The following is a 22,526-nucleotide window of genomic DNA, read 5'->3' on the forward strand; positions in this document are numbered from 1 at the left end:
CATTTGCATAGAGAGAAAACAGGTTATGAGGTACGACCTTTGTACCCATTCCAGCACGGCTAATTAGAAAAGTGAACTTACTTCGGTTCGATGATTGTTTGACGATATTTAATATGAATGGTTATCTTAAGCTGAAGTCTGAATCACGCAAATCAAAGCATATCAAGCTATTTAGACTACTTGCTTAAACTTTTCATACGGGCAACATAGTTTCAAAATCATTTTATTGGTAGAGGCTAAAAATGCTTTTTATCAAGCAGACAAGCATTACAGCAATGGGGATTTTTACTTTCAAGAGTATTGATATGCTGCTTATTGCTGTATACTTATTGAAATTTGTTTAAAAGCACCCACATTTACACAACTATGGCATTATCCTGAATTATTTATATCTTTTATATTCAAGAATAATTTTGCTCACAACGTTTTCCAGTGTCGTGTACTTTTATCAATACTGGCTTTAGTCAAGTCAAAGCATCATTGAAGTAAAATTGTAAAGAGTTTATAATCATGACTCATTTTGGCATCATCTGTCCACCTGGCCCTGGGCATCTTAACCCGATGACAGCTTTAGGAAGAGAATTGCAACGGCGTGGTCATCGAGTCACAATTTTAGGAATACTTGACGCTCAAGCTTATGCCGAAGCAGCTGGATTAGAGTTCTGGGCAATTGTAGAATCTGAATTCCCACTAGGCTCAATAGCAAAAATGCTAAACCAGATTGGGAAAATGAATGGGCTGGCTGCACTTCGTTACTCTCTCAATGCCTATAAAGAGTCCGCTGCTGTGATCCTCAGAGAAACTCCAACAGCGCTCCGCAGGTCTGGCATAGAAGCATTGTTGCTAGACGAAACTCAATCAGAGGGAAGCACTGTAGCAGAGTTTTTACAAATTCCTTTTATTACAGTCAGTTGTGCTTTAACGCTTTATCCAGAGGACAGCATTCCCCCATTTTTTACAACATGGAGTTTTAACCATGCATGGTGGGCGGTTCTACGCAATAAATTGGTAATGTCTTTACTTCGTTGGTTCGCGCAACCCATCCAGGAAGTGGTAAACAACTATCGCCAACAATGGAACTTACCCCTTCGATCCAATTCTTACGAGTTTTACTCCAAGTTAGCTATTATTAGCCAACAACCTGCTGAGTTTGAATTTCCCCGACGAAAATTGCCGCCGCATCTACATTTCACTGGGCCATTGTATGATGATGCAGGACGTCAAGATATTGATTTTCCGTATGAAAAGTTGAATGGAAAACCCTTGATCTATGCTTCATTAGGCACTGTACAAAATCGATTACAATACGTTTTTCGCACTATTGCTCAAGCGTGCGAAGGATTGGAGTACCAGTTAGTAATTTCACTGGGAGGCGCACTTGATCCAGAAACATTGCTCAATTTACCTGGAGAACCTTTGGTTGTTAAGTATGCACCTCAGATGGAATTGCTGAGAAAAGCAAGTCTTACAATTACTCATGCAGGTATGAATACGACCTTAGAATCTTTAAGCAATGGTGTCCCCATGATTGCCATCCCCATTGCAAATGACCAGCCTGGTGTAGCAGCACGTATAGCATGGACTGGCGTTGGTGAATTTGTACCTGTGGCTAACGTAAGTGTTTCTAAACTGCGAACAGCCATAAAGCAAGTTCTGACACAAGACTCTTATAGGCAGAATGCACTGAGATTACAAGCAGCTATCCATCGTTCTGGAGGAGTTAATTATGCTGCTGATATCGTCGAAAAAGCTGTAGCTACAGGAAAACCAGTTCTTTCTTCTGTCGAAGTTTAATAATATCACTCTTAAGTCTGAGAGACTAAACAATGTTAAAAAAGAAGGCACAACGTAAAATTAAACAGTGGATAAGTAGCTGTTGTTTTGTTAGTTTTACCACATTATATTACTTGCCATTTTCAACTCCAATTGTTGCACAGATTGTTCCCGATGCTACTCTCCGTAACAATTCTCGCGTTACAAGTCAAGAGAATACCAATATTATCAATGAGGGAACTAGAGCAGGAAATAATCTATTCCACAGTTTTAAAGACTTTTCCTTGCCTACTGGTAGTACCGCTTACTTCAACAATGGCACAAATATTCAGAACATTATCAGCAGGGTTACGGGTAAATCCATTTCAGAAATAGATGGTCTAATTCGAGCGAATGGTACAGCTAACTTATTTTTAATTAATCCAAATGGAATTATACTTGGTCAAAATGCCCGGTTGGATATTGGTGGTTCTTTTTTAGCCAGTACTGCTAGTGCTATTATTTTTGCTGATGGTACTTCTTTTAATGCTAAAAATCCTCAATTGGATACATTACTGAGCGTTAATGTTCCTTTGGGATTACAGTTTGGAAAAAATCCACGTTCAATTAATTTAGAAGGCACTGGTCACACTCAGTTTGTTTTTAGTAATCAAGTTGGAGCTTCTATTACCTTTATAGGGCCAGGAGAAAGCAAAAGTGGGTTACGTTTAAAACCAGGTAAAACCTTTGCCTTAATAGGAGGTGATGTCTTATTGAATGGTGGTATAGTAACAGTCCCTTCTGGTGGAATTGAAGTAGGCAGTGTTGATGAGGGTGTAGTTAGACTAATACCTAGTCTTTCAGGGTGGGGTTTCTCTTATGAAGGAGTAAACAGCCTTAAGGATATTAGACTTGCTAGACAGTCTTTGTTAGATGCTAGCGGATTTAAGTTAGGAGATATTCATATTCAAGGCAGAAATATCAATTTCACAGACGGTTCGCTAGCTTTAATTGCAAATTCTTCTGGCTCTCTTAACCCAGGAGCGATACGTATAGATGCGTCTAATACTCTTGACTTAACAGGGATAACATCTTTTAATGCTACATTGCCTTTCCTGTCTCCAATAAGACTTAATCGGGGCATTGTTACTGCAACTAAATTTGGTAAAGGAGCTGATATTGTTATCTTCTCTGATAAACTAATTGGTCGAGACTCTACAGTAATTAATCCTCTAACTTTTGGCTCTGGTAGTAGTGGAAATCTAATTATAAACTCTTCTAAATCTGTTGAAATCCTCGGTCAAGCAGCTAATGAAACTTCTAAAATAAGTTCTGTTTTTCAAACTGCAACCTATGGCTCTGGTCAAGCAGGTGATGTTAGTTTATCGACCGAAAAACTCTTTATTAAAGATGGAGGTGCTTTACAATCTTTAACTGCCAGTAATGGAAGAGGAGGTCATTTAAATGTAAATGCTCTTGAAACTATAAAACTTTCAGGAGGAAACACTGGTTTCATATTATCTCCTTCTGGAACAGAAACTATTCCTTTTTTCACAGGAAGTAGTATAGCTTCGCTATCTATTTCTTCTGGCAATGCTGGCAAAATAGATATTAAAACAAGACAATTACTTGTCGAAAATGGAGCTGGAATAGCGGCATCTGGACTACAAAGTGGTAACTCTAGCACCATAAGTATTGACGCTTCTGAATCTGTTGAGGTTATTGGAGTAAGTTCGGTTAATCCTTCTTTAAACCCCACTAGAATTACCTCTTCTGTAGGTACTGGAGATCCTTTTATAACTTATCTATATAATCTCAAGCAACCGCCAAACGCCTCATCTGGAAGCGTTTTTATTAATACAAGAAGTTTAGATGTTACAGGTGGCGCTCAAGTTGAAGTTAGAAACAACGGTTCTGGCGATGCAGGGAAGCTTCAAATTAATGCCAATACAATCAACATTACAAACAAAGGAGGTATCACTGCAACCACTGCCGTTGGACAGGGTGGCGATATTGATATCAAGTCAAAAATCGTTCAATTAAACAACGGCAATATCTCTGCAACTGCTGGAGAGCAAGGCACTAATGGGGATGGTGGAAACATCACCATTGATACATCTGCTTTGTTTAGCCTAGGAAATAGCGCTATCACAGCTAACGCTTTTGGAGGACGTGGAGGTAATATTCTAATCAATGCTGATGCATACTTTTTCTCCCAAAGTGTCCAAGTTGAAGCCAGTTCCCAGTTTGGAATCAATGGACAGGTTCAAGTCAACGGACTCTCCCTTGAAAGTCGCAGCATCAAACCAACACCAGAAGTTGTTCGAGCAATTCCTGAAATAGTCTCTGCATGTCAAGGACGATCAGGTGTAGCAGCAAGCGAATTAGTAATTAGCAGCAGAGGCGGTTTTGCATCTAGTTCCGAAGAAATGCCGTATGCCATTTTTGAGCGGCAGAATAACTCTATCTCAATCAAGAACAATGATTTAGAGCAACCTCAGCCATCAACAGTTGCACTTTCTCCAGAAATTGTAGAGGCTAACGGCTGGAAAATAGACTCGAATGGAGCACTTGTATTGACAGCAGAAGCCGATACAGCCACCCCAGTTGCTTCGTCATTGTCTGCCTCAGCCTGTCGTCAAGAACGTTATACCTCAGAAATATCACCAACCATTAAAACAGTTCATAATGATGATTAAACCACAACATTGGCTCAGGTACTCGTTGTTAGGAATTATCGGTTTGTCAGTAGTTGCAAGCCAACCTGACGTAACCTTTGCCCAAACTTTAGACAAAAGGGCACAACAATATAATCAGGCACAACTATTGACCCAAGAAGGTTACAAGCAATTAAATCTCGGTCAGGCGAGCAACGCTTTAGAGACTTGGAAAAAAGCTACGACTATTTACCGTAAATTAGATGATCAAGAGGAGATTACTGGAAGTTTAATCGATGAAAGTATTGCTTTACAAGCTTTAGGCGCGAATCTTCGTGCATGTCATACGCTTGTTGAAGCATTAAAGTTAGATAAAAATGTTGGGATTTGTGCTACCAATGCGGCACGATCCACTGAATCTGTGACAAAACTTCTCTATGGGGCGATTAGTAAGCAAAAACCAATACCAGTTTACTTGCTGGGATGGCGTAATTTAGCAGAAGTCTTGCGTCAAATAGGTAAGTTAGAAGATTCCAAAATAGTTTTGAAAAAAGCGCTCTCACTTGCTAAACAAACGCCTTCATCTAATATTAGTGGTATCTTGCTATCTTTAGGTAACTCTGAGAAAGCTATTTACAAGCAAGCGCGAAACAGATATTCACAGACAGAAGAACCAGTTTTCAAAAAAGAAATTATTAGTATAATTCAGCACCAGGCACTTAACTCACTTGATATTTATCAACAGGTAAATACTTTGTCGAATGCTCCAGCAGGAGTAAAACTACAAGCTCAATTGCACCATTTGAACTTACTATTAGATTTTCATGAATGGTTAACAGTAGAATCTAATTCAGGTAAAACACAATTAGCTGATATTCGTACTAAAATTACTCATCAAATTCAGCCAGCAGTGGCTCTAATATTAAATAACTCTTCGGCGTTCTCTCAGTTACCAGTTAGCCATTCTATTTATGCCAAACTAAATTTTGCTAAAAGTTTGAATAAGATTGAAACCAAACAATTGCATTCAATTGCTATTGAGTATGCTGAAAAAGCATTGCAGACAGCTAGAAGTCTCAATAACCCGCGATTAAAGTCAGATAGCTTCGGCACTTTAGGCAAGTTAAAACCAGAGCAATCACAAGTGTATCTTGAGGCAGCTTTAAGCCAAGCTCAGTTAAGCCAATCACCAGATCTTGCGTATCAATGGCAGCAGCAATTAGGGAATTTGTACAAAAAACAAGGGAAATACGATGCAGCCCTTCAGGCATATAGTGCAGCAATTGATAACCTGACTCAAGTGCGTGATACTCTTTTGCCAAGCAATACAGATTTGCAATTCTCCTTCCAAGAAAAGGTAGAGCCTGTATATCGGGAGTATATGCGATTGCTCTTGGCATCTCCTAACCCTAATTTAAAAAGAGTAATCCAGACGAACGAACGTTTGCAAATAGCTCAGTTAGAAAACTTTCTTCAATGTGGCAAGCTTGACATCATTCCTTTAAATGAAGTTAAAAACTTGCCTAGCGCTCCAACAGTAGTTCACATTATTGACTTGAATAACAGTGTAGAGGTAATTGTCCAGTCCCCTAATGGCTCCCTTCACCGCCATTCTGTTGACTCCAAGCTAGTTAAAGCTAGTGTCGATAATCTACTAGAAAACTTGCAATCTTCTAGGCTAGGTTCTATTAATAAAAATTTAATTATTTCGCCTTCTCAATCACTTTATAACTTGCTAATTGCACCCATCAAGACATACCTACCCCCATCAGGAACGTTAGTGTTAACTTTAGATACATCTTTCCAAAGCTTGCCAATAGGTTTGCTTCATGACAGCAAAGATTATTTACTCCAGCACTACAGCATTGCTCAAACTTTAGGTTCCAGGATTAGACCACCTAAATTTTTACCCAAGGAACAGTTAAGGGCTTTAATTGCTGGACTCTCTGAAGTTAGTCCCAGCTTTTACGCTCTAAATGCCCCCGAAGGCTTGAAAGCGTTGCTAGGAGTAGAAGAGGAGGTAGAAGATGTTAAAAAACAAACTACTTCTTCAAAAGTCTTGCTAAATGATAAGTTTACCAGTCAGGCACTTGAGCAACAATTAAGCAGCTCTGATTTTTCCGTTGTTCATCTAACTACTCATGCTCAATTTAGTTCTGACCCTCAGAGAACAATGTTTTTTGCTTGGAACAAACCAATTAGTGTATTAGAGTTTGATAGCTTGCTAAAATTAAACGCTCAAGCCAATGAAGGAGGAATTGAGCTATTAGTTTTAAGTGCCTGTCAAACTGCCAAGGGTAATAAGAAATCAGCATTAGGAATAGCTGGTGTGGCAGCACAAGCAGGTGCCAGAAGTACAGTGGCAACTTTATGGAAGGTAGATGCTGACTCTACTGCTTTACTCATGGAAGATTTTTACAAGAACTTGAAAAATGGTATTCCCAAAGCAGAGGCATTGCGTAAAGCACAATTAAATTTAATGTCAAATTCTAAGTACAGCCACCCTTATTTTTGGTCTTCTTTTTTGCTCGTTGGCGGATGGTTGTGAAATTCTACCAACTTTAGTCCTTGTTAGACTTTAGCTAATTCATCTGAATTGCCAGTGCGTTTCGCTAATTCATCTGCTACCTTATATTCACGAAGCGCTTCATTTGGCAACCATGCCTCTAGATATCGATCTGCCAGTACTCTGTAGAGAGTTGGGTTTTGACTCCCTGCTGCTACTCTTGCTTTTAGTGTCTCAATCGTCTCATTCAAAAGACTTTTGGACATATATATAGCATGTAGATCCAGGATAGCTACTTCGTCTGGAGGCAAGTTTAATTCTTTGATTTGCTTTACCTTCTGTACAATTTCTTGTTGATCTTTTTCTGGCAAAACATTAATTATTAAGGGATCGAAAGCAATTAGAGAACCTCCTAAGTTGGCAATGACAGTAATTTTGTAGGCGTTGCCAAGTTGCAATTCTTTTTGCTCCTTCGGGTATGGTAGTGTAGTCACTTTATTATCTACTGTTGCTTCCCAATAAAATTCATAACCGCTTACGATTACTGTGTAGTTAGTAGCGTTAGAAACAGCACTCCAAGATATTTGAGGTCGAGTACTTAACATTGAACTGCCATAGGGACTTATTAGAATTGGTGCTTCTTTCTCTTCACCCGCCCCTTTAGGGTTATAACAACGACTCGGATTCAATCCTGTGCATAACTCGGTTATCTCTTGCGGCGGTGTACACGTGTCTGGCTCCTTTAACACAGTACTCTGCTTGAGGTACACAAAATTTCCATTTAAGTAGCACAAAACCTTGACTGTAGCTCCCTTAGCTGGATTAATCCGATCGCCTGGACACACTCGGCTTCCACTTGGCAAGTAGAGATCCCCTGCGCTAGAGACTCGACCTATAAAGTTGTTACACTCACTCTTCACTACTGCTACTGATTGAGTCTTAATTTCTGCGCTGCTAATATCTGATAAAAGTAATATTGATGGTAATATCGATACGAGCGCTATAATTTGAAGCTTGGAAACTTTTTTCTTCTTATGGTTGAGTAAAGACTGCATTAAAAGTTTTTACGTACTTAGTTGCCTGTTATTAGCATACACAAGTTTGATAACAAAACAAAGAGCTAGAGTCTATACTTTCGCCAAAATGCACTCTATTGAGAGATTTTTGGCTTGTTGGTGAGGCGATCTAGTAATTCCTGTCTCCACTTGAAAACATCTTGCTGAGCAGTCCTAGCAAGCATACAGATTTCCCACGAAAGTCTGGCATCCTCAATTTTACCTAGAGCCTCTTGTACCTGAGCCAGCAAGCAGACAGCATCTATTCTCTTACTGTCTAAATCACTTGCCTTTTGCAAATATTTCTCTGCCTCGCTATACTGATTTTGCATGAACTTTGCCCAACCCAAATTTTTATATAAAGCAGCTTGTAGTTTTGGGTCTTTAGTTAAGCGCAATCCTTCAAGCGCCAATGCAGTAGCCTGAGTATAGTCTTCTTTGAGATTACTGAGGCGCGACAAATCATTGATCGCAGGCACAGCTTTCTTATTAATTTTAATTGCTCTTTCATATTGTTCTTTAGCTAAACCCTCTTTCCCTTCTTCATCATAAAAACTTCCTAATCTATAATGCCCCTCCCAATCATTTGGCTTTAATTTCAAAATATGCTGATAATTATCAAGAGCGCAACTAATTTCTCCTAATTGCCAACAAACTACAGCTAGGCTATTATAAGCATTTATATCCTTGTTGTTATACTTTAGGGCTAATTCATAATATTTTTTAGCTAGTTTGAAGTCGTTAAAATAACGAGCAGCTTGCTCTAAGTAGAACTGAGAAATAGAAAGTTTAAGTTGGAGATTATATTCTATAGCTTGGTTAAAATAGTTTTGTGCAGTTTCCGAATCATTTGCTGCCTCTGACTTTTTACCCTGTGCTACTAAATGATTAGCCATGACGGGTAAAAGTATTTTAAAACCTCCAAAACCTATTAAAGTAAAAAACACAAGTGCTGCACTAATTATGAAGGCTTTAGATCTAGTTATTTTATGAACTTTACTTTGTAGAGGAAGTTTGTTTAACCGTTGTAGAATTACTTCAGTACTTTGCGGACGCTGCCCTGGTAAGGGAGCCATGAAATCATCAAGAAGATCCGCAAAGGGTTTATCAATCTGCGATGCATGTTTTCTCCAGATTAGTTTTCCTGTGTTTTCATCCGTTGGTAGGTCACTCAGAGGAGTTGCAGTAACTAGATTTACAAAAGTACAACCCAAAGCATAGAAATCCGATTGGGGTACTGCCCTACCATTGATTTGTTCTGTTGGAGTGTAACAAGGCGTAATGACGGACGTAATTTCATATATTCCTTCCCTGCCTGCGCTAGTTCCCCCGCTTCCACTAACTTTTGCCAAGTAAGTGTCAGTCACTCGCCTTGCAGTACCAAAATCAACTAATGCCAGTTGACCATTTGGCTGGAGAACTATATTAGAAGGCTTGATATCTCTATGAAAAAAATTAGAACGGTGTACTGTATCAAGGATTTCAACTAACTGCTTAAGCCATTCTAATGCTAGAGATTGTGAAATTTTCCCATTAAATTCTATCCATTGCTCCAAGTTTTGTCCCTCAAATTTATCCATAACTAAGCAACGCAGCGTTAAGGGACTATTTTTAGGAACAAAAGTAAAAAAATCATCTAAAGTACTTTCAGGAATATTTGGATGCTGAATTAGTTGTAAAGTAAGAGATTCTTGCTCAATTAATTTAACTAATTTAGGCGATTTCCATTTCAGAACTTTCATTACTCGTTGCTTACGCACAGGGTTCCAGCGAGTACCAGCATCATCTACTTCAAAAACTTCAAAATAATTAAACGGATCATCAGTAAGCGGCCTCAGTGGTTTGACTAGACTGATGCGGTCGTTAATCAGCAGTGAAGTGCCACAAGAGAGGCAGTGTTCTATGTCGTCAGGATTTTGACGGTGATCACAAAGGGGATTAATACAATAAGACGACATATAAAAAAAAGTTATATATAAATATTGGTTACTTATTGATAGATAAGTATCAATTATTTAACCATAGCTTTCTATAAAATTATGGGCAATTAAATAACTAAATCGTAGGTATCTAAGTAAATTAATAACGTTCCAAACTTATACCAAACCCTATTCTACATATCTATCACTAATCTAGTCCTTGTTATCCAACGACTGGTGGTAAGCAAAAAAAATCAAAATTATTAAGTAATATTTCTAGAAACTTTGTATAGTTATTTACTTATATTTTGTGTTTACCCACAATAATAATGTTACTTCAACAAAAGAATCGTCATTGTGCTTTCATTTATCTATAAGTAACACTATTAGAAATTTATATTGATACTTATTTCAATTATGCGATTAAAAATGAAAAAATCTAGTAATATTAAGTGTAATGCAAGATACTCTCTAGATTAACTTGAATCTATGGAACTTCCCTTACGGGACTTCACTATCTCAACAGGACAAGTATAATCATGGATTTTGGTGACTTACGGGAACTGAAAGTTTCAGACCCTTCTTTTTCATCCATCATCACAACAGTAGAAGAACTTCCAGGGCAAAGATTTTCAGAAACAATTACTTTTGAAGAAGCTTTGATAGCAGTGAATGATTTAGTGTTTGCCAAGCTGGCTAGACATCTATCTGAAGCTGAGATCATTGTCATGAAAGGAGCCTGGAATAATCGTGAGTTCGTAGAGATAGCAGAAAACTCACCTTACAGCGTTAATTACTTGCAGCGACGTTTAGCTCCTCAGTTGTGGGATTTGCTCTCCGAAATAATTGGAGATGGTCAACGAGTGGGAAAAAGGAAACTTCGGTTTTTTTTGGAACAAGTAGCTAAAAAGTATCCTGCTCAGTCTACTTCAAATGGAGAGCAAGTCCCTTTTGACACTGGCTTTATGCAGAACATTAAGGGTCAACCGCCTAATGTATCTACTTTTTATGGACGTACACAGGAACTGGCTCATTTAAAAGAATTAATAGTAAAGCAGCGCTGCATATCACTAGTAGGTGTGGCAGGAATTGGAAAAAGTGCATTAGCGGCAAAACTATTAGCAGAACTTAGTATAGAATCTCAACCTAGATTTGATTGTTTAATTTGGAAATCAGTTAGTCATGCACCACGAGTTCAAGACTTAGTAGCAGATTTGATTGAGTTAATTGATCCCTTAGAGCCATCCTCAAATTTACCTGAATATACGCAAGCAATGATTTCGGTGTTGGTGAAGCAACTGCAATCACGTAGATATTTGCTCGTATTAGATGAGACTGACGCATTGTTTCAAAGAAATAAATTGGAGCAGAGGCTAGAGTACAAAATACTCTTTCGTCGATTAGTGGAGGAGCAACACCAAAGCTGCTTACTTCTAACCAATCGAATCTTCCCTGAAGAGTTCAGTACTTTAATAAAGGCTAAACGTCCAATTGAGTATCTTAGAATTGAAGGTTTAGATTCAGAAGCAGCAATGCAGCTTTTATTGGCTAAAGGACTAACGAATAAAGAGAAGTGTCAAAAATTAATCCATACCTATTGTGGCAATCCTTTGGAATTAGAGACAGTAGTGGAGAAAATTCACCACTACTTCGCTAGTAGTACTGAAAAATTTTTCAAAAAGTATACGACGTTTATTAGCAGCGAGTTTCAAGCAATGCTTGACGAAATGTTTGGTGAAATATTGAGTGAAACTCAGAGGCAGATCATGATTTATTTGGCAGAGAAAATAGCTTTCAATTTAAAACCAGTTAGTTTTGAACAACTATTAAGTGATATAAGTCAAAGGCAGAAAACACCTGTATCTACTTCAGAGGTAATTAAAGCATTGGAACAACTGGAAAGACAGTCATTAATTGAAAGTAGTAAAGACTTAGTTACCAAAGAAATTAGTTTTACTCTACAACCAGTGATTAAAAAATATATTACAACAGATCCGATGGGGCTAGTCCATACATCTGATACTTCATCAGAATTAGCGATCGCATCTTAACAGAGGTACTTATGATTACAGGCAAAATAGAAATCACAATTAAAATCAACGAACTACCACAATCCAAGACAGTAGAAAATGGTTGGCAACAATTTGACGTTGACTGTGACGGACGCATCATAACAGCCACAGTTAAGCCAAAAATCTGGAAAAAACTGACCGATGCTGCTAGTGATTACCCGCAGTGGATAGCAGCTATTGCTGGTAAACTTGGTCAGCAGATAGAAAACGGGTTCGTGTTAGAGGAACCTAATATACAAGTTTTTGAACGCAAGACAAAAGCAGAGGCAACAGCTACGGCTGGTACGACTGGTGCTGCGTGAGAAAAAGCGATTACCCAACTAGGGTAAGCTGAAACAAACACTGGTAAATATGGAGGAGTCAAACACAAAAAACCAGAATTTCGCTAGATACGGAAAGACCACAAGTTATGTAAGATCAAGCTGATAGTTGCGTAAAGGAGATGGAGGTGAAGAATTTACAACAATACCCGCATTTAACGCACAAAGCGCCACTAAGGAGTTGCGCTTTGTGCGTGCTTTAAATTTCATATCGCTCTAGAGCGGGGTTGATCTCAAAGGAACAAAATAAGTGGCCGTTCGAGTTTGGCGACAAAGACGACTACTAAAATTGTCCGAGAGTTTTTACCGCGCTGCCAACTCCTATTATAGGAGTTGCCGCCTGGAAAGTCCATTCCTTGCGGTATGTTTTGGCTATCGAAATTCATGTATTTTGTGTAAAGTTAAGTTTGATGAAGAAAAAACCCGAATTTTGTAGCAAAAAGCAGTAGCAGCGCAAATAACCCCCTCTAGCTTGTACACCAAGTTTTAGAGGTGAATAACGTGATAAATGGCAAATGCCCAGCAAAAATCGGGGTTAAGCTGTCGGGGGTAGTCTCGGTTTCGCGCACCCCACACCTTAATTTCGACGCGCTACAGAAGTGGATTATTAGCTCTTTCAAGGAAACTCGCTTTAAAAATGTCTTGCAAAGAGCGAGAGTACTACCGCAGACAAGCTGGTTCTGGCATCACTTGAACCACACGCAGCTGTCGGAGGCGGCGATCGCAATCATTGCTAGTAATACGAATGATTACAAACAAATCTTAATAAAACAGAATCAGTTAGCCCAGGCGGTACAAGAGTTAGCTCCTCAATCGGAGCTATTATTGCTGATTTCTAGTGACCAAAACTTTGTGTTTGGTACAGTGTTGTCAACTCTTGAGAGTTTCAGCACCCATATTCTCTTTAGACAGAAGAAGGAACAAAACTCTTTAGGCTGGGGAATTAAAGAAGCGGCCAATAGTAACTCTCTTGAAGAATTGGCAATTACCAACAATTATAGGCGCTCCCTAACGGGCGGGGGCATCAGATGAAAGCAGCGACAACTGAATATCCAAACAATCTCACGGCTGCCGAATACCATGAGCTAGCTGTTGGTAGTGCAATTCATCCGGCGCTGATCGAGAGCAACTTCTTCCACATTGAGGGAGAAGCGGTTTATGATTTCCTGTTCATCTCCCCCCTGCTCCCCCGAAAAAATGCAGGTCGAGTCACGGACGCATACTTGAAACTGTACCAGCATTTGCTGTTGGGAGGGACATGGATTCAATCCCTCGACCCGTTCAAAAATTGGCAACCAATGGAGTGGGGACGGATTAAGCCGAACTTCCCCCGCATTGATTGGCAGAAAGGTAAGCCTGTTAAATACGAGTCCCCTCCTAAAGTAGCCAACCGTGTCACATATTTTGATGTCAATAACCCCGTCTGGGATTTGGTCGCAAAACGGTATTGCATTAAACGATATCATTCACTTTTAGCGTTGCGCCTGCTGGATCGACTCAATCCGCTGATCTTCTGGGAGTGGGTCATCGCTCAAAGAGAAATCCCGATAATACTTTGCGAAGGTGAGAAGAAAGCCGCTTGCTTACTCAGTCTAGGGTTTGTGGCGATCGCACTTCCTGGGATTTGGAACGGGCGAGTTGGTAAGCTGGATTTTGATGAACGGTTGCATCCTGACTTAGTACCATTGGCTCAGGCGGGACGCAAGTTCATTATATTATTTGACTACGAAACTTCTTCCAATACCCGTTGGTCGGTGTTTCAAGCCACTGTTCGCACTGGTAGAGCAATCGAGTCAGCTGGTGGGGAATGCGAAGTGGCATTACTGCCAGGGCCAGAGAAAGGCGTTGATGATTTTGTGGTAGCGCGAAATAAAGATGCCAATGCCCTGCTGACGGAGATCGTTGATGATGCCAAATCACTTAAAGATTATCAGCGTTCGTATCGAGCCAAAAAATGGGGACTTAGCAAGTACAAACCCGATGTTTGCGTTAACGTCAAATATCTCTCCCAAGCGCTATCCCTTCCTGACCTAGAGGAAAAATGCTCTAATGTGCCTGAACTTTATGAGATTGCACAAGAAAAATTGTTTACACCTTCTGTTAGCCCTACGGGCTGGAAAAAGGGTCAAGGGTCAAGGAGAGCAGGGGAGGCAAGGGAGGCAAAAGAGGAAAGAGAATTATTGTTCAGCAATTCTTCTCCCCCTGCTCCCCCTGCTCCCCCTGCTAAGAGAGCATTCTGCTTTCCTAAATCAGGACTTGTGGTTTTGTGGAGTGACATGGGTACTGGTAAAACTGAACTAATGCGCTGGTGGCGTGACCAAAACCCAAATGCCAGATTTCTTAACAATGGGCATCGCGTTAATCTGCTGAAAAATCTTGCCGAACGCTTGGGGACTGCCATGTATTCAGAACTGGGTTACGTGGGGTTAGCCAAAGCCACAGCTCTGAGCATTACTATTGATAGCTTGCACAAACTAAATACCCAAGCTTTAAACTACGGCTGCATATTTATTGATGAGGCTTGCCAGTATCTCACGCACCTACTACACAGTAATACTTGCAAATCACATCGGGCAGCAATCTTGGAAGTGCTGGAATATATAGTATACAATGCGCCACTGGTGGTCATCGCTGATGCACACATGGATGATTTGACAGTGGATTTCTTTCGGGCTATGCGACCAAAAGACGAAATTCCGTACATCGTCAAAAACGAGTGGCGCAATGGCTCACGCACAATTTACTGGTACGAGGGAGATAACTCTTCGGCACTGGTTGCCCAAATCTCGGCGGCGCTCATGGCAGGACAGAAAATCATGGTGGTTTCTGACTCCAAGCGTTTCATCAAGAAACTTGAAAAATCGCTCTCCTTCAAGTACGAAGAATCTGAGGAAAAGGGTGTAAGGGGGTATGGGTGTAAGGGTGTAAGGGAGGAAAATTCTCTTTGCGATAAAACTTCAGCACCAGACTCCAAATCACTTACACCCCTACACCCCCACACCCCTACACCCACAAAATGGCGAATTTGGTCTGTGCATTCCGATAATTCTGGCAGTGAGGAGAATATCGCTTTCATCAAAGATATTACCAACGCCGTTAAAAACTTGGATGCCTTGCTGACTTCCCCCAGCCTGGGAACTGGTGTAGATATCTCCCAATATCATTTTGATTTGGTGTTTGGTGTTTTTCACGGCGTTTCCCAAACTGCAACCGAATGCGCTCAACAGCTCTACCGTTATCGCCCCAAAGTCCCGTTTCACGTTTGGGTGGCCCCCAAGCCACCGTTCGGTTACAAAGATACCAACGCCACGAAAATCAAACAGCGATTGCTCCAAACCAACGAGATGACTGCTTTTCTGTTGCGAATTGACCGCAAAACAGGAGCACGGGGAGCAGAGAAAGATTGGGCGCTAGAGGCTTACTGTCAAATTCAAGCTAACCGTAACTATTCTCTCAATAATCTGCGGGATGACCTGCGATCGCTCCTTACAGAGATGGGCAATACATTTATATGTGTGGGCAGTGATGATGATCATGAATCCCTAGAATCTCTAAAAGTTGCAGCATCGGCTTTGGACATTGCCCATTATTCAGCTGTTGCCAAGGCTAACAATATTACTTTGAGTGAATACCGCGCCCGTCAGAGCAAAGATTACCTGACACCCCAGGAGGTTTTTGAATGTGAAAAGTTTCGCATATCTGATTCTTATGGCATGGAAGTTACACCGTCACTGGTTGAATTAGATGACGGCGGTCGGTTAATTAGAGCGATCGCTTCTCTGGAAGCCATATTATCCGAACCTGATGAATCAATTGTTGATCCCAAGACTGGGCAGCAATACCCCGCACCACCAACAATTGTCACCCAAAAAGACCGCAGCCAACGGGATAATTTACCTTTTAGCTTCGACTGGGGCAATTATTCAGCTAAGTGGTTGGCACGGTTCAACTTGGGTTTGCATCACCTTCTCAAGCGATTGGTAGCAGGCGAGGAAGTTAACGCTAGTGACAGTGACTTACTAAATATGAAGGCGATCGCTGTTGATTGTGCTGCTCACATTAAAGCAATTCTTGGGTTTACTATCCCAAGTGAGTGTGAACCGATATGGTTACTGGCCACAATGCTTGAGCAGCTGGGACTCAAGTTAGCTTGCCGCAAGCAGGGGCCACGCAGTCAACAAGTGAAAATTTATTCACTTGCTGTGGAAGAATTGGAATTTGCTCGTACAGTAATAGCTCATCGCCAAAACAAACGGGAGCAAAAAGCCCAAATGAGCAATTCGCAATTTCTTGAAGTTAATTGTAAATTGCGAATTGCGAACTGCGAATTGGTATCCACCCCCCCCCATAATGCTATAGGGAACCCCCTATCGGGGGGGGTGGATACTACCGATTTGGAGCCACTCCCAAGCGAGCGTACACCCATTCATATCTGTGCCCAAATGCTCAGAGATAGCATCAGGCATGGGGTGGACGCGATTAAAGGCATACTTCAGCGATGGTGTTCCGATTTGCGCTGGCAGGCGGTGCTGGAATTGGAGGCTCTAGCGGCGAATGAAGTGCGGCAAGTGGAGCAGGTAGTACCGGATTTTTACGCCTTACTAACAGAAGAGGCGTTGCCGATGGAGGGTTCATAACTATGCTGATATTAAATAGAGAAGAACCAACAACAGCACTCGACTACGATCTGATCAACAGCAGCATCAAACAAACCTTCACTATCATAGACCGATTCGAGTCCCAGGCAGTAGATGAAATTCTCGTGATGCGAGATCAACAGGTATTTAAGGACGCTGGGTATAACAGCTTTGAAGAATATTGCCAAGCAGAATTATCTGCCTGGGGTGGCTATCGGCGGATCAATCAGCTGCTAGGAGCGCATAAGGTTATTGAAGCAGCTGGTGAATTTGGCGAACACATCAAAAATGAGCGGCAAGCCCGTCCGTTAGTTCGGCTAGCCAAAGAGCCAGAAAAACTAAAATCTGCTGTAGAGTTGGCTTTGTCAGAGAACCCCTCCCCAAGTGAATCAGATTTTGCAGCTGCGGCGAAGATTATCCTTCCCAAACGCCCACGCAAAAAGGCATCAGTAGAGGAACCATTGGTTCCTTATGGTGACGCAAATGCGTCATTGACGAGTGAGCGCAAATATCCAAAAGAATATGCAGATGCGATCACGGCGCTCAAAGAACAACACAGGCAAGAGATGGAGCGCCTAGAGCAAGAATTGAGAATTGGCTTGCAAGCAGAGGCAAGGGACAGAGTAGAAAAACAACTAACAGAACAACTCTCATCATCTCAAAAACTGTACCAAGAGCAGAAAGAAGAGATTATTCAGTTACGGCAGCACATTCAAGAAATTGAAGCGCTAAAGCAACTGGAAGTGGAGAATCAGCGATTACTTTCTCGCATTAAAGAGTTGGAACACGCAGTTGAACAACGTCCTACCCAACAGTGGGACAATACGATGACGACCCAGGCGACCAAAGTACTGAATAAGCAGGTCAAACTTGCGCTGGAGAAAACTATTGATCTGCGATCGCTTGCAGTTGAGCCGCCACTCGACAATGCCCAAGAATGTCTGCGGCTCATGGGTATGGCACTGAAGCAGATCGCCAGCGCTATGAATAATACCCAAGCGATGGAAGCTGCGGCGATAATCTTGGGCAGTAGTCCCACACCATCCGCGATCGCCCTTCGAGCGGAGCAATTGCAGCTGCTGCCCCAGGCGATTAGTGAGATTAGAACAGTGCTGTCAAAACCTGGATGCAGATGGCAGGACTATTGGGCAGTCGCAGAGAAATATCAGTCGATTGAAAAAGACTACCTCGCTGAACTTACCAAGTCGGAAACAGAGTTAATTACTGCACTTCAGAACGCATCTAGTAAACCGGACACCATTGGCGTTGGTTCTATTGTTGCCCATGCTGATCCTTACCGGACTTTGTATATGGAGAGGGGTGAAGTCGTGGAGGATTTAGGAGATAAAGTGATAGTTGCTTGGGATAGTTGGCGCAATGAGTCGAAGAAAACGGACAGATATTTCAAGTCCGAGCTGCGATTTTGGCTCCTTGAGTAACAAAGAGTCACTTTTAAGTCAGTCTGTTGACCTGTAGCGCTCTGCGACAACTCGGTGGCTCTAGGTGCTTTTTGCCCGAAAACCGAAAACTGTCCCCACAGTCGGGTTTAATGAAGGTGGATTCAACATAAGAGTAAGCTATGTTGAATGATTCCTCCACGCTAACGAACACCGAACTCGTTGACCTGTGGCTGTATGGGAAGTCAAAAAATACCCAGCAGAGCTACAGTCGATTGACGCGCAGTTTTTTGAACCACATTGGCGATAAGTCTTTGAGGGAAGTTACTCTTATGGATTTGCAAACGTGGGAAATAACTCTTTCGGGAAGTGACAATTCCAAGCGGACAGCAGTAGGAGCGATTAAGAGTTTATTTTCCTTTGCTAAAGAGTTAGGTGTGATATCAGCCAACATGGGAACACTAGTTAAATCACCGAAAGTAAAAAACCGATTGGCAGAAAGAATTCTCACGGAAGAGGAAGTAAGGGGGATAATGGATGCTGCCCAAGGGGGACGCGATCGGGTGCTCATTCGCTTACTTTACTTCGCTGGGTTACGAGTCAGTGAACTTTGTGAACTGAAGTGGCGTGATCTCAAAGGCCGTAAGGATGGTGGACAAATAACGGTATTTGGCAAAGGCGATAAAACTAGAGTAGTGCTAGTCGGCACTAGTGTTTGGCGCGAGGTTCAAGGATTAAAGGGAAAAGCCAAAAAAGATGACCCAGTGTTTGTTTCTGGTAAAGGCGGTCATTTGAGCCGAAGTATGGTTTTTCATATCGTCAGAAATGCGGCAAAGCGTGCAGGTCTAGAATCAAATGTTAGTCCACATTGGCTGAGGCACTCTCATGCAAGTCATAGTCTTGATAGAGGAGCGCCGATTCACTTATTGCAAAAAACTTTAGGGCACAGTTCAGTAGCCATTACTGAGATGTACCTGCACGCTCGACCGACTGAAAGTAGCGGACTGTATTTACCAGATGAAGAAGATGATAGCTGATTGCAAAAAGCTAGGGCTTGAGCGGTGGATTAGACGTTCAAGTTTTTAGAACGTAATAAGTCGCTTTTCCCGGTATAACTTTCTGGAGATAAGATTGCTAGTGAGGACACTGCTAAGAGTAATTGTGCCGGACGAACTTCTAGGTATGTCTGAAGTTCCTCTAAACTACGATGTCCCGAAACTTCCGCGATAACTCGCAACGGGATTTGACTATCACTCATGGAGGTAAGTGCGGTACGGCGAAAACTATGGGTACTTACTCCTTCTATCCCTAGATTAGCACAAGCTTCCCTGAGTATTTTTGCTGCTGAATCCGAGGTGATATGTCCGCGCCCATGTCTCCCAGGAAACAAATATACTTCCCCAGCTTGAGGATAGTAATCTATCAGCAGACTTTGCAAATCTTCAATGATGGGAATGCTACGGGTTGCCAACTTACCCTTAGTGTTGGCCTTGCGAATCGTAAGATGCGATCGCACCCTTCCCCCCTTATCATATATATCGTCACTGAGCAGGGTCACAACTTCGTTGATCCGAGCCGCAGTAAACAGGGCAGTAGCAAAGATGGTGCGATCGCGGGTCGTTTTCAGTCCGTCGGTAAATAGCAACTGTATCTCTTCATGGCTGAGAATTTTCGCTTTCCCGTGGCGATCTCGCTTCATCTACCATACACCGTGATTTTCACCGCATTTTCAGTTTACGCGGGACGGCTGAAAATCGCTAATAATACAAAAATACTATTAATCTCATTTGGTAACAAAATATGACGGAAAGAGGCGAGATTTACAATCATAACGGCAAGGCAACAGCAGCAAATTTGTCATCGCGGGATTTAGCGTCAAAATTTGCTCATGCGATCGGTGAGTTCAACTGGCGGACAGATTACTTGAAGTTTTGTCAACTCTTAGAACTTGAACCGGGAGATTATGCTGATGAGCAGTATCGCCATTTCCAGCAATTGGCGGAATCGCTGACGAGATTTAATGCTGAATCACCCGCGTTGATGATTGACCAAAACAATTGTCAATTCGCAATTCGCAATTCGCAGTTAAATACAAGAAATCGTTTAATTGCTTAATTGTTAATTAGCGGGTTTCAAACCCCCACTGATTTTAATTGCGAATTGCGAATTGGAAATTGCGAATTGGCTTGATGCGGGGTTAGGCAGGGAATAACGCACTAATCATGGTACTGTCTAGGTAACTATCTTCCGTCCTGGCGCTCACTCGGTCGCGGGCAGTTCAAGTTTACCTAGACATTACCTAGATATGAGCCAAACAGGGAAAAACAAGATACGATTGCGTCTTTTAACTGTGACCGTTTCGGTAATCGTAATCAGGCTCGTTTTGATGCTGTAGTTGAACAAGAACGTGATGACAGACATCGGTGAATTTAATATTTTCTGCGATTAAATCGGCTTGGATATCTGGATCAATATCGCATTTGAGTTGAGACAAGATTTGCTCATTGGCGTCGCTAAGTGCGGTTAATACTTCGTTAAGAGAAGATATCGCATCCTCAAGGGGAGCTAAGCTTTCTGCTGAAAGTCTTTGAGATGCTAATATTCTATCAATATCAGATGAATTTTGAACCAGGCGTAAAGTTCTTTTGCATCCTGTGAGTACATCCCAAGTTCGACTGTAGTCCAGGAAAAGCTGTTGTATCTGCTCGTTGGTAAGTGCGTTCATAGCTTTAGTGGTAAAGTGCTCTTGGTTGTTACAGTTTTCTAGCCTTGACCAAATCCTAAAACAGGCTTATTAGTCTCCCCTGACAAATGCTTTTTGAGTGTATAAGGACAATCAGGAGCCTTAATTGCATGGGCGTAAGGCAATTTATAAGATGCCCAAAGTTGCCAGTGCAAAACATTAACACCAATTGCACTGTTTCCACCAATCACGACCCGGCAGTCTTGGTCTGGAGTCCCAACAGTTGCAGAGCTTAAAGCCAATAGTGCCTCTATCTTGAGATTGTTGGGTATGCCCATAGGTAGTTTGATGAGCCATTGTTTGATTTGGGGCGATCTCAGCCAGTCAATAATCTGTTCACTAGTTGGTTGTAGCCTAGTCGCTAATAGTGCCGTCTTTGCTGATTCAGCATTTAAGAATGTTTCTCTGGCAGAAGAATTGCGTGATTTACTATTTTTCTTTGGCATAAACTTAAAATTTTATTAATAACTATTTATATTATATTATTAATTACCAGTGAATGAAGATTTTACTAAGTAAATATTAGTCATTTGCTTTAATTTTAGATAGCTAATTAAAAATCAGTTCTAAGTAGTAAAATATGGCTATTCTTATTACGGAGTTAAAAATTGGACAACCAGTAAAGTACTTGATAGGTACAAGAAATGGGATGAGCGCAAAGGTAACTGATATCAGCAAATCATCCCTAAGTATTAAGAATACTTACATTGTGACGTTAACTTTCGACGATGATTCGCTGTCGCCGCACCTCAAAACGCAACCATTAACCGCATACGACGGGAAGTTAGAAGGATGCGAAATCGAGTTTTAAATATGAATGTGCGATCGCCTACGGCGGGCGGTTACGCCATCACTCCTGACCAAAGACGCTTTTGATTTGTTGAGGATCGTAACGAAAGTTTACCCTACTTTGCCCTCGTCACTCCGATAAGTCATAGCTCTTGGTTTCCTTTTCTTGAGAGGGACTGTTGATTTCTTGGGTGCTTGAGGACGACGGCATTGCTCACAGTAGAGCGGTCGCGGGCCAAAAGTCTCGCGTTGGGTTGGTTGCGAACATTCCTGACAAACAAAGTTGAAAACGCGCGTGTGAATCTCTCGCTTGTGCGCTCTGACGGTGTACTCTCGGACTTCGATAATCTTGCTGCTTGGCATCGTATATCTGGGTGTTCTTCTCTCTATAAATATAGTCTTTAACTTCTAACTACCTATAAGCTTTGTTTGATATTGCGTTGGCAGTCAAGTACAGACAGAACTATTCTGGCAGATTGGCATTGAATATTGTTTATCTCGACTCTAGAAACAGAGACAACTGCACTGGTGAAACATTGCCTCGTCCGAATCGATGGTAATCAAGATGGCAGCTACTACAGAGGCAGGCATCAGTTCTCTAGGCGGTTATCTGAGGGATCAAAATTCAAGTCGTGTATCTGAAGTTTTATGAACTCGGTGTTGAGATCAAGTTAGACGC

General features: G+C 41.5%; 17 protein-coding genes and 1 pseudogene. 11 read left to right on the plus strand and 7 right to left on the minus strand.

All coding sequences use genetic code 11. From position 1 onward, the window contains the following. The first annotated feature begins 510 nt into the window (after positions 1 to 510). The 3 genes from HCR01_RS30425 to HCR01_RS30435 are packed head-to-tail and all read left to right on the plus strand — an operon-like array spanning position 511 to position 6,957. Positions 511 to 1,794, plus strand: coding sequence for a glycosyltransferase (locus tag HCR01_RS30425; protein ID WP_193199744.1), 1,284 nt, complete (start codon positions 511 to 513; stop codon positions 1,792 to 1,794). A gap of 32 nt (positions 1,795 to 1,826) precedes the next feature. Continuing rightward, entirely contained in the window at positions 1,827 to 4,451 is a 2,625-nt protein-coding gene (locus tag HCR01_RS30430) for a filamentous hemagglutinin N-terminal domain-containing protein (RefSeq protein WP_193199745.1), read from the plus strand. Beyond that, the gene (locus tag HCR01_RS30435) at positions 4,441 to 6,957 is read left to right on the plus strand and encodes a CHAT domain-containing protein (RefSeq protein WP_226889732.1); all 2,517 of its coding nucleotides are present in this window, start codon (positions 4,441 to 4,443) and stop codon (positions 6,955 to 6,957) included. Before HCR01_RS30430 ends, HCR01_RS30435 begins: the two co-directional genes overlap by 11 nt. Before the next feature lie 23 nt (positions 6,958 to 6,980). Here HCR01_RS30435 and HCR01_RS30440 read toward each other — a convergent pair whose 3' ends face one another. Beyond that, the gene (locus HCR01_RS30440; RefSeq protein WP_226889733.1) at positions 6,981 to 7,835 is read right to left on the minus strand and encodes a hypothetical protein; all 855 of its coding nucleotides are present in this window, start codon (positions 7,833 to 7,835) and stop codon (positions 6,981 to 6,983) included. Positions 7,836 to 8,065: 230 nt separating this feature from the next. Beyond that, entirely contained in the window at positions 8,066 to 9,928 is a 1,863-nt protein-coding gene (locus tag HCR01_RS30445) for a protein kinase domain-containing protein (protein WP_193199747.1), read from the minus strand. 500 nt (positions 9,929 to 10,428) lie between these two features. On the opposite strand from HCR01_RS30445, the gene HCR01_RS30450 reads away from it, so the two are divergent. From HCR01_RS30450 to HCR01_RS30475, 6 genes are all read left to right on the plus strand, one after another. Beyond that, positions 10,429 to 11,940, plus strand: coding sequence for an NB-ARC domain-containing protein (locus HCR01_RS30450; RefSeq protein WP_193199748.1), 1,512 nt, complete (start codon positions 10,429 to 10,431; stop codon positions 11,938 to 11,940). A gap of 11 nt (positions 11,941 to 11,951) precedes the next feature. Beyond that, complete coding sequence (locus HCR01_RS30455; RefSeq protein ID WP_193199749.1) at positions 11,952 to 12,263, plus strand: fertility inhibition FinO-like protein; 312 nt, start codon at positions 11,952 to 11,954, stop codon at positions 12,261 to 12,263. A 519-nt stretch (positions 12,264 to 12,782) separates the two neighbouring features. After that, the gene (locus tag HCR01_RS30460; RefSeq protein WP_226889734.1) at positions 12,783 to 13,313 is read left to right on the plus strand and encodes a hypothetical protein; all 531 of its coding nucleotides are present in this window, start codon (positions 12,783 to 12,785) and stop codon (positions 13,311 to 13,313) included. Beyond that, positions 13,310 to 16,918 (plus strand): DUF3854 domain-containing protein, encoded by a 3,609-nt coding sequence (locus HCR01_RS30465; RefSeq protein WP_193199751.1) that lies wholly within the window; start codon positions 13,310 to 13,312, stop codon positions 16,916 to 16,918. The genes HCR01_RS30460 and HCR01_RS30465 overlap by 4 nt, the downstream gene beginning before the upstream one ends. A gap of 2 nt (positions 16,919 to 16,920) precedes the next feature. Then, positions 16,921 to 18,357 carry a hypothetical protein gene (locus tag HCR01_RS30470; protein WP_193199752.1) on the plus strand — a complete coding sequence of 479 codons (1,437 nt, stop codon included), beginning with the start codon at positions 16,921 to 16,923 and terminating at the stop codon, positions 18,355 to 18,357. Positions 18,358 to 18,497: 140 nt separating this feature from the next. Continuing rightward, complete coding sequence (locus HCR01_RS30475; RefSeq protein WP_193199753.1) at positions 18,498 to 19,352, plus strand: tyrosine-type recombinase/integrase; 855 nt, start codon at positions 18,498 to 18,500, stop codon at positions 19,350 to 19,352. A 29-nt stretch (positions 19,353 to 19,381) separates the two neighbouring features. Here the strand turns inward: HCR01_RS30475 and HCR01_RS30480 are convergent, their stop codons facing one another. Then, complete coding sequence (locus HCR01_RS30480; protein WP_193199754.1) at positions 19,382 to 20,014, minus strand: tyrosine-type recombinase/integrase; 633 nt, start codon at positions 20,012 to 20,014, stop codon at positions 19,382 to 19,384. A 101-nt stretch (positions 20,015 to 20,115) separates the two neighbouring features. On the opposite strand from HCR01_RS30480, the gene HCR01_RS30485 reads away from it, so the two are divergent. Next, positions 20,116 to 20,430: a hypothetical protein gene (locus HCR01_RS30485; protein WP_193199755.1), complete on the plus strand. Its 315-nt coding sequence runs from the start codon at positions 20,116 to 20,118 to the stop codon at positions 20,428 to 20,430. Between the two features lie 229 nt (positions 20,431 to 20,659). On the opposite strand, the gene HCR01_RS30490 is transcribed toward HCR01_RS30485, so the two are convergent. Then, positions 20,660 to 21,040 (minus strand): hypothetical protein, encoded by a 381-nt coding sequence (locus tag HCR01_RS30490; protein WP_193199756.1) that lies wholly within the window; start codon positions 21,038 to 21,040, stop codon positions 20,660 to 20,662. Positions 21,041 to 21,078: 38 nt separating this feature from the next. Next, positions 21,079 to 21,504 carry a hypothetical protein gene (locus HCR01_RS30495; protein ID WP_193199757.1) on the minus strand — a complete coding sequence of 142 codons (426 nt, stop codon included), beginning with the start codon at positions 21,502 to 21,504 and terminating at the stop codon, positions 21,079 to 21,081. 134 nt (positions 21,505 to 21,638) lie between these two features. Here HCR01_RS30495 and HCR01_RS30500 point away from each other — a divergent pair, with 134 nt between their 5' ends. After that, complete coding sequence (locus tag HCR01_RS30500; protein ID WP_193199758.1) at positions 21,639 to 21,869, plus strand: hypothetical protein; 231 nt, start codon at positions 21,639 to 21,641, stop codon at positions 21,867 to 21,869. Positions 21,870 to 21,958: 89 nt separating this feature from the next. Here the strand turns inward: HCR01_RS30500 and HCR01_RS30505 are convergent, their stop codons facing one another. Both HCR01_RS30505 and HCR01_RS40920 read right to left on the minus strand, forming a co-directional pair. Then, positions 21,959 to 22,210, minus strand: coding sequence for a hypothetical protein (locus tag HCR01_RS30505; RefSeq protein WP_193199759.1), 252 nt, complete (start codon positions 22,208 to 22,210; stop codon positions 21,959 to 21,961). Positions 22,211 to 22,340: 130 nt separating this feature from the next. Continuing rightward, positions 22,341 to 22,491 (minus strand): annotated as a pseudogene (locus HCR01_RS40920) (HNH endonuclease); the annotation flags it as partial. Positions 22,492 to 22,526 lie beyond the last annotated feature (35 nt).

The organism is Nostoc sp. MG11 (assembly GCF_014904695.1).
Classification (GTDB): Bacteria; Cyanobacteriota; Cyanobacteriia; order Cyanobacteriales; family Nostocaceae; genus Komarekiella.

Coding starts and splice junctions, on each gene's coding strand:
- HCR01_RS30485 (WP_193199755.1), top strand. CDS start 20,116: ATGACGGAAAGAGGCGAGATTTACAATCATAACGGCAAGGCAACAGCA.
- HCR01_RS30430 (WP_193199745.1), top strand. CDS start 1,827: ATGTTAAAAAAGAAGGCACAACGTAAAATTAAACAGTGGATAAGTAGC.
- HCR01_RS30475 (WP_193199753.1), top strand. CDS start 18,498: ATGTTGAATGATTCCTCCACGCTAACGAACACCGAACTCGTTGACCTG.
- HCR01_RS30465 (WP_193199751.1), top strand. CDS start 13,310: ATGAAAGCAGCGACAACTGAATATCCAAACAATCTCACGGCTGCCGAA.
- HCR01_RS30455 (WP_193199749.1), top strand. CDS start 11,952: ATGATTACAGGCAAAATAGAAATCACAATTAAAATCAACGAACTACCA.
- HCR01_RS30490 (WP_193199756.1), bottom strand. CDS start 21,040: ATGAACGCACTTACCAACGAGCAGATACAACAGCTTTTCCTGGACTAC.
- HCR01_RS30470 (WP_193199752.1), top strand. CDS start 16,921: ATGCTGATATTAAATAGAGAAGAACCAACAACAGCACTCGACTACGAT.
- HCR01_RS30450 (WP_193199748.1), top strand. CDS start 10,429: ATGGATTTTGGTGACTTACGGGAACTGAAAGTTTCAGACCCTTCTTTT.
- HCR01_RS30480 (WP_193199754.1), bottom strand. CDS start 20,014: ATGAAGCGAGATCGCCACGGGAAAGCGAAAATTCTCAGCCATGAAGAG.
- HCR01_RS30505 (WP_193199759.1), bottom strand. CDS start 22,210: ATGCCAAGCAGCAAGATTATCGAAGTCCGAGAGTACACCGTCAGAGCG.
- HCR01_RS30445 (WP_193199747.1), bottom strand. CDS start 9,928: ATGTCGTCTTATTGTATTAATCCCCTTTGTGATCACCGTCAAAATCCT.
- HCR01_RS30495 (WP_193199757.1), bottom strand. CDS start 21,504: ATGCCAAAGAAAAATAGTAAATCACGCAATTCTTCTGCCAGAGAAACA.
- HCR01_RS30500 (WP_193199758.1), top strand. CDS start 21,639: ATGGCTATTCTTATTACGGAGTTAAAAATTGGACAACCAGTAAAGTAC.
- HCR01_RS30435 (WP_226889732.1), top strand. CDS start 4,441: ATGATGATTAAACCACAACATTGGCTCAGGTACTCGTTGTTAGGAATT.
- HCR01_RS30425 (WP_193199744.1), top strand. CDS start 511: ATGACTCATTTTGGCATCATCTGTCCACCTGGCCCTGGGCATCTTAAC.